Annotated in this window: 2 protein-coding genes; both read right to left on the bottom strand. The window is 48.3% G+C overall.

What is annotated here, in order from left to right; all coding sequences use genetic code 11:
- Positions 1 to 48: 48 nt before the first annotated feature.
- Positions 49 to 9663 carry a T1SS-143 repeat domain-containing protein gene (locus AC3CB2_RS15245; RefSeq protein ID WP_352933908.1) on the bottom strand — a complete coding sequence of 3205 codons (9615 nt, stop codon included), beginning with the start codon at positions 9661 to 9663 and terminating at the stop codon, positions 49 to 51.
- A gap of 376 nt (positions 9664 to 10039) precedes the next feature.
- Positions 10040 to 10936 carry a transglutaminase-like cysteine peptidase gene (locus AC3CB2_RS15250; RefSeq protein WP_352933911.1) on the bottom strand — a complete coding sequence of 299 codons (897 nt, stop codon included), beginning with the start codon at positions 10934 to 10936 and terminating at the stop codon, positions 10040 to 10042.
- Positions 10937 to 11170 lie beyond the last annotated feature (234 nt).

The raw sequence follows: 11170 nt of genomic DNA on the forward strand, positions 1-11170 counted from the left end.
CCTCAGCCTAGGCCGAGGGTCTTTTTGTTTTATGTCTCGATGTAAAGACTAGGCGACCAGAATGTTCACATCCGCTGTTGTGCCATCCTCATCCAACACAATCCGTACAGTGTCCTGATATCCGCCATTGTCACGAACGCCATTGAGCTGTGCAACTTTAACCCAGTTCTCGCCATTGTCGGCACCATCAGTGTCAACGAATAGATCGCTACCGTTAGAGTTGTTATGCACGATCTTCACGTAATTGCTGGCTTCATCTGCATCGACACTGCCGCCATGGTCACCGAATGCGTCATCCAAAAGAGCGGAGATGTCGAGTTGATCAGTTTCGTCAGCAGGTTCTCCGTCATAAGTTGTGTGATCGAAGCCGACGATTTCATCAACACTGTAATCCAGAGTATCGAAGACAAACGTATCGCTATTATCCCCACTATAGCTTTCCAAATAGTCAGCACCAGCACCACCATTGAGGATATTGTCACCGCTACCACCGTACAGCCTATCACTACCTCTGCCGCCATTTAAAACATCATCGCCAGAATGGCCGTACAGATTATCCCGGCCTGAACCGCCGAACAAAACATCGTCGCCATTATATCCCCTCAGCCGGTCATCTCCCCCTCCGCCAAACAACACGTCATTATAGTCTTGTCCATAAAGATAATCGTTACCGTCACCACCAATAAGAAGGTTAGGTTGCGACGTACCGATGAGGTAACCGTTCCCAGATTTTTCAGCATATGCATCATAGTCGAACATCAATGTGGTTGTTATTGCAGCGGAGTCAGCAACGCCATCCGATACAGTCACACTTATATTGCGAGGAGTATCAATCTGATCAGAAATTGTATGGAACCGAATGGAGTCCAACGCTTCTTGATAGACTGAACTCGAGGCTGCTCCGGAAAGTGATAGAACAAGTTCACCCGCACCGTTTACGGCTAAGCTACCAGCGATCCCTGCATATGCTCCTTGCGCGGTGTATATCAAAGAATCTCCAACTTGATGGTTGGTAAGCGTGATCGTTGCGCCTTTGATCTCGTCACCATCTTGATCGGAGATATTGGCTTGCCTCGTAATGCCAACACCAGCTGCATCAAAGGAATAAGTCGCACTGTGCTGTGTTGGGTCAAGCGGAGCACCTTCGCCAGACACAACTACATTATCGATCCGCAGGTAGTCTCCTGCCTCCATGGTTTGGCCATGTGCAACGAACTCTATGCGCGTAGGACCCGGTGTGTAATCAGCAATGTCGCTAAGATCAAAGCTATAGTTATCCTCTTCTTCATATTTATCACTGTGATCAACAAACATGAGTCGCGCAACTTTTGACCAATCCCCGTTCGTGTCTTGCCACCTGATCACAACTTCAGCTGTATCCCCGTTTTCGAAATTGTGCGCTTTTAGGTCAAAGCTGATTTTGGGTTTACTAACTGATGTCAAATCAACTTCACGACTTGCAGCTGCGTCATAACCATCGCCAGAATAATAATCACTATTTTCGTAGTTGTAATACTTATCTGTTACCCAAAGCTTCTCATTGGAGTTCACATAGATATCATTGTTAGCAGATCTGCCATTCCAGCCCGCATCGTTATATGCTCTTTTCTGCCAAGTCTCTTCCCAACCGCTGCCTCCTCTCAGATTTCGCGATGAAAAGTCGTCTGATGCAATGATCGTACCCTGTGGGTCTGTTTCCGAAAACTCAAGCACAGGCGCAAAGTTATCAGTAATACCGGTAACCGTCAGTGTGGCAGTATTTTGAGTGGTGAGGTTTCCGTCGTGCACGCCATACCGGATAGTAATATCGGCTTGCTGACCAGTATTCAGGCTATCAAACTGCGCTGGATCGATTCTGATTTTTCCATCGGCATCAATAGAATAAACTACATCCACACCGTTCTGATCTTTTACCGTCAGGTTCACGACTGACAAGTCGTTGTTTTCTGGGTCAGTCTGCCCTGCCAGCAAGTCGATCTCGACAGGAGCTGCGTCCTCGGTCACAGAACCACGATTAATCTCTGTGGTCTCAGGGGCTTCGTTCATATCTTCGACATTTACCGTCACAGTCTTTGTGTCAGTGCCACCATTCCCATCATCGGCTGTGACCGAAAATGAATAGGTGTTGTCGTCATTCGCATCAGACGGATTTTCGTAGTCTGGCGATGTATTGAACCGGATCTCACCATCATCACTGTCGATCGTGAATGCGCCCGCATCTGTACCGCTTAGTGAGTAGGTTACCGTATCGTTCACATCAATGTCGATTGCATTGACATCGAACAGCACATCCGTCGTGGAGAAGCCTTCATCTACCGTCCTCACCATTGAAACATTGGTGATTTCCGGAGCATCGTTAACAGCTGTCACAGTCACAGTCACAGTCGCAATTGGTGTTTCATTGCCCTCGGCATCGACGAGAGAGTAATGGAAGTAATCCACGCCATGGAAGTCTGCATTCGGTGTGTAGTTTACAGTACCGTCAGCGTTTAAGGACACAATTCCATTTGCTGGGCCAACCGCAGCAAGTTTAACCTGCGCACCATCAACACCGACTGTGTCATTGCGCAGTACATCGATATCGATGGAACCGTCTTCGGCTACTGATGCTGTATCACCTTGCGGAGCAGATGGCGCTGTATCTGCAACTTTGACGATGAACTGACCATCTTGGCTCAAGCTGTCCCCATCACTGTCTTTGGCGGTGAACTTGAAGATCAGTTGTTCATCGGCACTATTGTCATGATCCAAACGACCAACCAAATCGAATGTGTATTCACCATTCGGCTTTGAGGCATCCACTGAGACAACGAAAATTACGTTTCCATCAGTTTCCGCAGTAGGTTCACCACCGACATAACCAACCAGTTTATCGCCGATCACTGCCGTCAGAACCGACATGCCGTTTGACGTCAAATTGCTTGGCAGCTCTGCACCTGTCAGCTCTACACTACGCAGGTTTCCATCATCAGCTCCCCATTCGATACCAAGAGAGCCGGTTGCCGAGGTTGGATCAGGAGTACCGGTGCTAACTACCTCTCGCAAGGAAACATTATCAATCAGAAGGCCATAACGGTCGTCTTGAGTATTTAACTCAGCAAACTTCAGAGTATCTAGTCCGGCAGTGCCAGTTACAATAAGAGCGACTTTCTGCCAGCCATCGCTAGTGTTAGTAACTCTGGTTGCAACCACTGTGTCATTCCACAGAACATGAAGTGTTTCACCTTCACCGTTCCCTGCACGTGCGGCCACATAGAACTCTAGCAAATAGTTTTTGCCTGCTTCTGTGGTCACCTGCTGCGAAACAACATCACGCGAACCATTGGTAGTTGCTCGAGCATCAACTTCGAGAAACTTATCACCATGCAATGCATCACGACCGTCGAAACCACTGTCTTGAATTTCGATATAGTCTGGAGACGCTTCCCAGCCTGGCACGTCTGCAGGATTGTACTGCGCCCATTTTCCAGGCGTACCACCACGCACATGGGCGCCGGTAACGTCCTCAAAGGAACCATTTTCGATGAGATTCTCGCCCATTACTACAAATGATGCTTCAGAGACAGTCGTCGTCTCGGCATTTTGCTGTGTTGGTACAGTATCTGTAATTGTAATTGCAGCAGTACCGGTTGCTAGATCGCCATCCGCATCCTCAACAGTGTAACGGAAGCGAATATCGATCTCGTTTTTAGCTGAACCACTCTCAGGGTGATCAAAAGCTACGATATGATCGAAGGAATATGTTCCATCTGGCTGAATGGAAATGACAAAAACGATGTTACCTGCATCGGCTGAGGCTGGCTCTGAACCCGTATACCCAACGAGTTTGATCTGCCCATCAGCTTCCTTGAAGGCTTTTGACTGTACATGAACGTTGTTGACAGTCAGTTCGTCAGAAACATCGTTCGTAATGAACCTGCTTACAACTCCAGATGAACTGTCTCCTGTTACCAAAGCCGCATCAACAACGCTTGTTCCATTCACGCCATCATCAGCACCTAGATCAAAAGCGAGTTGATGCCCGTCGATTAGATGAAAGCCCTCTTCATCAGCAATAAAAGGCTTAATACTCTCGCCAGCCGACGGCACATCATCTTTCACCGTTACAGTAAACGTACTGCTGACGCTATCACCGTCGCTGTCGGTTGCAGTGTATCCGATTTCCAGCATGGAGAAGTCAATCGGGTTACCGTCCGCATCCTTGTGGGTGAGCTCTTGATGCAGCGTAAACTTGAAAGTGCCGTTATTGTGGCTGTCTTCAGCGCCACCGTCGAACAGTTCAACAGTGAAGACTTTGTTTGCAGGAACAGCTCCGTTTACTGGAGCAGTTCCTGTATATCCATAAAGGATGCCATCAACGACAATTGTTTCAACAAGTTCACTACCAACTTTCAGCGACACACCACCAACACTGGTAACAATCGGAGAACCGTTTTCTAGTGTGAACTCAATTGTCCGGTCAGTGCCTAGAGCACTTGGAGACTTACCATTTGCATACTTGGAATCCGTAGTTGCATTCGCATCATCGGTGCCCCAGAGGATCGACAAATCGCCTTCAACCGTAGCAGGCTCGGAAGCGATATCCGCTTCGTGTACAAGGTTCATTGCCTCGACCAGCTGAACGTCATCAAGATATGCGCCAGCACCATCATTCTCTGAAGAAACCTCTCGGAACTCAAGCTTGTCTGTCGCGTTGTCTGTACCCACAACCAAGAACGTCGCTTGTTGCCAATCGGTAGAACTTGTACTTACTTCACCGATCTTGGTGCCACTCCACCACACCTCAATCGTACTATCACCTTGGGTCACAGCTCTATCAGCAAAGGCAAAGGACAACTGGTACACAACACCCTCATCAGTGTCGATGTTCTGGTAGATGTTATCTATTGCCACCCCAGTGGTCTCATCAGCATTCGCTTTGTCCAGCTCCAGATACAGCTTACCATGTTTTGCGGTACTGCCATCGATACTGCGGTGGACCTCAAACTTGGTGTCCGCGCCATTGTAACGGAATACTGAATCCGATTGCCAGTCATCCAACGCTTCTAGGTGAGCGTGGCTTTGGTCTGTAAGAAGTCCTGGCAGTTCAAAAGAACCATTCTCAACTAGGTTAGTCGCCTCAACAATAACTGGCTGATCATCGGACACTTTGATGTTCAACTTGCCATCAAGGACGACGGTGTCACCATCGCCATCTGTAGCAACAATGATCTGACCGAAGTCGATGGATTTTGAACCCGAGTGCAAGTCATGATCAATCTGGTCAAACAGTTTGAACTCAACAGCACCATTATTTTGAAGATCCAATGTGAAGACGTCAATTTTAACGGTAGGATCACCAACCATTACAAAACCAGTTAGTGTCGATCCATCCAGACTATATTCGACGGTCTGACCATGAGATTTCAGGTTTTCACCCGCAAGCACACTCGCAATGGTATCCTCACCTGAGGTTAACGTAATTGGCAAGAAACTAAAGCCGCCACCGGCCTTTACACCATCTGCACCAAAGCTAACGGTGTTGGCCAAGCTTGCTGTAACAGTCGCAGCTCCATCACTGCCGTTGGTTATCGAACCGTCGTCCGCTGCTCCGTCATTCGGGCTAGTTCCCAGTACTGTAGTAGTCGCAATATCGTTTTCATCAACTGTCCGCGTAACTGCAGAGTTAGCTAAGACAACGTCATCATCATGGAAGACAATCTTATCGCCGATATTGATCGTGCGACTATCCGTATCACCGTCACCGTCAGTAACTGTTAGCTTGACGCTAAGTTTATCGGCAAGCGTCAGCACATCACCCTGAGCTCCGTTGATGTTATCCAGAGACACATACTGAACAAAACTTACCTCACCGCTCTGCTCATTAAGGTGCAAAGCAAACGCGATCTGTGGCTCGCCATTTTCTACAAACTGTCCAACAACAAAGTATGGACGAGCATCTGTCCCAGAACCTCGCAAGTACAAAGTGATGTCTGCGCCTGAGGTCGTGTCCAGACCAGAATTCACCCCGTTAGGATCAACGAACTCCATGCTGTGCGTTGCACCATCTGCACCTCCTTCATAAGAAGGTTCTGCAATCAAGTCACTTGCCTTCGCGTAGATCGTTTCCATCTCAGGATCGACGCCACGTGCCCCTTGAAGAGAGCCAAACAAAGCCACAAGGTCGGAGTCTGGCTGTACATCAATCTCATCACCTTGGACACCACTCGTTTCATCAACTAAAAGAGAGCCAGTGCCAGGTGTAAAGCTTGTGATTTCTGGAGCATCATCACGGAAGATGATTTTGTTTCCAATCGCAGCAACCTTCGTGTCTTTATCGCCGTCATGATCAGTCAGCGTGAAGGATGCGGACACGTAACCACCTAAGTCCACTCTCTCACCAGCCACTCCAGAGGTGGCATGCAACAAGGATTGGTACTGAACAACGGTTACCGTACCGTCTGCGTCCAAATGAAGAGCAAAAGCCACATCGCCCAACTGCTCAACAGTTCCACCGCGACCATTACCATCATCAACCAAAGTGGTTGATCGTCCAACAATCAGGCCGTTCTCGACCATCAACTTGATTGGCTCACCTTCGGTGGTGAACAGATCAGTAGTGATGCTTGTGACTTCTGCACTCGATGCTGGATCAGTGATCACAAGCTTCTGCGTTAAGCTCGCAGTGTCGTCCGCTCCGTCGTTTCTGACAATGTGTACGATGTCTGCGCGAGCAATCTGTGGGGCATCCATGTGCGGATCAGAAGCACCCTGAAGTCCTTTGAACACCCCATTTTCGAGAATGTCTTTAGTTTCATTTTCGCTTAACTCACCTGGCTGGTGGCCAGCGTTTTCGTCAACACGCACAGTAGTAAAGAAAGTAGGCCTGACATACAGTTCAGGCACATCGTCTTTAAATGTGATCTCAAGCTTGTTATCGAGTGTGACAGTGTCGCCGTCCTGATCTTGCGCCTGAATCACGCTGCCAAAGTCGATCGCGGTTAGTTCATCAGTACCAGCATGAACAAGAGCAGTGTTATCATCATTCCCATCAACATGATCCAGTTGATCAAACTGAAGCACCGCAAACTTGCCGGTATCTTCATTTAGGATCAGTGTAACCACCGGCCTATCGTCTTCAGAAAGGCCAAGGGTACCATTATCTACAAATCCAATTAGGACAGTGTAATCGCCTGGCACATCCAATGTCTTAAAGGAAACAGCTTCACTTTTTGATTTCAGGCCCAGCGCATTCATCTTTTGCTCTGCATCAGCAACAAAAGTGAATGCGTCACTAGGATGCGGGCCATCCGCGCCAAAACTCACCGTTGAAGAAAGGTCGCCAACCACTGCCGATCCACCGGTAAAGAACTCTGTCCAATTACCATCTTTGTCCCAATCAAGCCAATCGGGACTTGTTCCCAATGAGAACCAACTGAAAATGTTATCTTCATCAACGGTACGTGTGACATTTGCATCGGTCAAAGCCACCGCATCATCATCCACGGTCACTGTGAATGAGCTGCTTGCAGTGTCGCCATCACTGTCTTTAGCCGTAAAACCAAAGGTCAGGTCCAGATCGTCTTCTTCATTGGCTCTTGGATGATCCAGGTTGCCAAGCAAATTAAAGGTGTAGCTGCCGCTATCGATTGTATCATCAAGCGATACAGTGAAAACGGCCTCATCGGTGTCTACTTTGTGAGCAGTCAGAACAGTCCCAGCATCATTTAAGGAATAGACAAGCTGCTCACCGTCAGAAGTAATACCGTCCGGACGTTTGCCATCCAGTTTCTCATCAAATGTCAGCGAACGGTCACTGCCATCATCTTGAGGCTCCCCATCATTCGCTAAACCGGTACTCTCAACGCTGTTGCCGCTATCTGCACCCCAGGAGATGCCTAGCGCACCTGCTGTTTTAGTCGCCACACCAGCAAGATCAGCAGCATCACCAACCTTGTCAGAATAGCTATCGCCATGGTTTCCGCCTGAAAGCCCTTCTTCGTCAACAGAACCGGCCACAATCTGGCTTGGATCAATGGTGACGATGTCATCACCAACAGAAACCGTAAACTCGTTTGTTGCAGTGTCACCATCGCTGTCTTTAGCGGTGAAGCCAAAGGTCAGTGAGAGCGTCTCGTCATTGTCACCAAAATGATCAAGGTTTTCTAAAAGCTCGAAGGTATAGCTACCGCTGCCATCATCATCCAATGTGATCTTGAAGATCAATGTGGTTTCTGCAGCTAGGCTTTGCGTACCAACCTCTGCAGGATAAGGATTTGCGCCGGTGTAACCATAAAGAACGCCATCGGGACCGACCACGACCGACACCGGCTCATTGTTTGCTTTCAGCGGAATAGGAGTGCTCTCTGTTTCAGCGGCAGGCGCATCAACTGTGACTGGGCCTGAGCTGTTCTGACCACTAAAGCTAAGTGTTCTGTCAGCGCCAAATACGGGACTTCCGTCAGCATCTGCATCGTCCGCCCCCCAACTTACATTGAGATTACCTTTGGCGATCGCAGGATTAGATGGGTCTGTGGAATCATCATTGTCGTCTTGCTGCGCAAGTGTGCCATTCTGTTCGTTTGCGTCTTCGATGGTGCCATCTTCATGCACACTACCGTTTTCCGCCGCTCCGATCTCAACAAGGTCATCCTCCACTTCGATAAGGAAGTTGGAGGTAACACTGTCACCATCACGATCAGAGGCGGTAAACTGGAAGTTCAATCCGATTAAATCAGCAGCTTCTGGATCCGGATGATCTAGATTGCCATGCAGCGTGAACACAAACTCACCAGCAGGTTGGTCCTGATCAGGCTGAACATCCAGCAACACAGTGAAAACAATCTCGGCGCTCTCGCCATCATCGATTACAATTGTACGTGTTGCAATCAGAGTTTGAGACCCATCTGGAGCAGTCCGCACTTCATAGTCGAGCGCTTGGCCATCAGACGTCAACCGCATAGGATTGCCGTCTTCGTCCAGCGGGATACCTTCTGCGCTTAGTTCAAACGTCAAAGCACGATTACCATTACCGAAACCGCGTCCGTCCTGCCCAAAATCGATACCTAATCCACCACGGGCAACAGGGAGCACTTCATCGCCATCTACCAAGCCGTTCTCAGAGACAAAGCCTGAATCCGCAGCCCCTGCTGTTGGAATGTCATCTTCAGCATTCAAATCACGGTTCGTATCGAGTTGCCCCGCTTGATTTTCTGGACCAAGGAGTTCATTGAAAAATAGACCATCACCAAGGTTACTAACTTCAGCTTCTTGAAAGTTTTGGCCTGAACTTTGAGGCGTCTCCAATTGTCCTGCGATTGGCGCACCTTCGCCAGATGCGGTTTGGATTTGGTCCACCGGGACAATCTGAACAAGGCGGCCAAACTCTTCCAGCGAAAGAGTTTGCTCTTCGCTTAGAACAATCGCAGATGAAGCGGGATCCCCGACAAAGAACTCCTCAACAATCAGCGTACCGCCATCACCGAAGGCGATCTGCAATGCATCACCAACGCGAAACAGAGATACCGGTGCATCAAGCATTGCGCTGAAATCAACCGACTGCCCCTCGGCCTTAATGACAGTTTTGATTGCGCCTCGTTCGATTATCGCAAGTTTCAGGGCTTCAGCCGCTGCTGCTTGATTATTGACATCAGTTTGGGAGTTGGAACCAGTACGCTCTGACATTTTTCGGCAACCCTAGGTACGATCAAATTTAAATAAAATTTTAGATATAATCGCGATAAAATTGCCAATCCCACTAAAAGTCAAACCATTTATTTAACGTACTATTAATATCGTTAATGGCTGAATTCTGCGCATTTCATGCAATCAAGCTGGTATGCAAGCTACTCTAGGATTATTTTATATTAGTTTTAGTTTAAATTTTAATTATTTATTAGAGATTGTCGAGCTATGAGTATGTAATCTATTAACCCAAACTTTTCGTCAAGGTTATAGAAAAAACTTGAAGTCTATTATTTAGATTTGATTAGGATTTTGCGTGAGCTGTTCTTCGCCCCTTACAGCACAACTCGAAATTCAAGCAAAGTTAACTTAGCGCTTACTGTAGGTTGCGCGCCTGCGCATTACTGGCCAGCTGAGACAAAGGTGTGAATTTTACGGGTACTGATGCAGGTTTGCCACTACCCGCAGTGTGCACATATTGATAGTTACGTCGGTCTCTTTTCAAAAGGACTCGCCCGCTGCGATTGTCCAAGAGGTATGAGCCGCCTTTGTACTGCACATCCAGCACCGCATGGTATTGGCCGGTCCGTTGATCGAACACAGCAACGACCTTCAAATCATCCTTTGCTAAGCCAAGCTTACGCAAACTCCAATACTTCAAAATAGCGTAGTCTTCGCAGTCCCCTTGCCTGCGTCCCAAAGCATCCATTGGGGAAGCCCAGTAGTCTGCCTGCCCCCAAATAGACTGATCACTCTTGTAGCTCAACAGCGCATTGATGCCACGATTCACATAAGCCAACCGCTTGAACTTTGGCTTACTTTTCGCCGACTTGATGAGGTTCACCCAGACATTCAACGCAGGGTCACTGCACTTTTGAAGTGAGTTAAGACAGTGGTTTTTATCCGCAAGGTGGGTTTCCATTTGGCTTGATATGGTATCCCACCGCCAATCGATGACCTGCCCTGCTGTTGAACTCACCACATTCAGCGGAGCAATCCGCTTTGTGGTCGTTTTTGGCAAGCCAGTGTAGGCAGAGGCCGTCGCAAAGGGTGCTGCTTCTGGCTTGATCTTCGGTACCGGAACAGACGCGACAATGCGAGAGTTCTGGTCACCCGAAAAACGTGTATGTTCTGGCTCAAACGCACCTGCAGTTCCGGAGAACAGGAGAGGTAGCCCTAGGAGGCTCACCACTGCCATTGTACCGAAACGCAGACACAGTCTTCCTGTTCCCGCACGGCCTAGGCCGGCAGGTGATCGCCGTTGAAAATACATTCTGACGCCCCTTGTCAGGCGCTTGTCAGGTCCTTCAAAGAAGGTGCAAGCGCTAGTCGTTTTCTGACTTTAAGTTGTAGTCCAACGGCGCTTGAAACTCGTTAATGCTCAAGGGTTTCCAACCACTCAGCGATCTTCTGGTAAACAACCTTTAAAGAGATTTGCGCAAATTTAAATAGTATTTCCAATAATAAACCCCGCCCCCTTTACAGGAGCGAGGTTCTACAATGTACA

Source organism: Pseudovibrio sp. SCP20 (assembly GCF_057774105.1).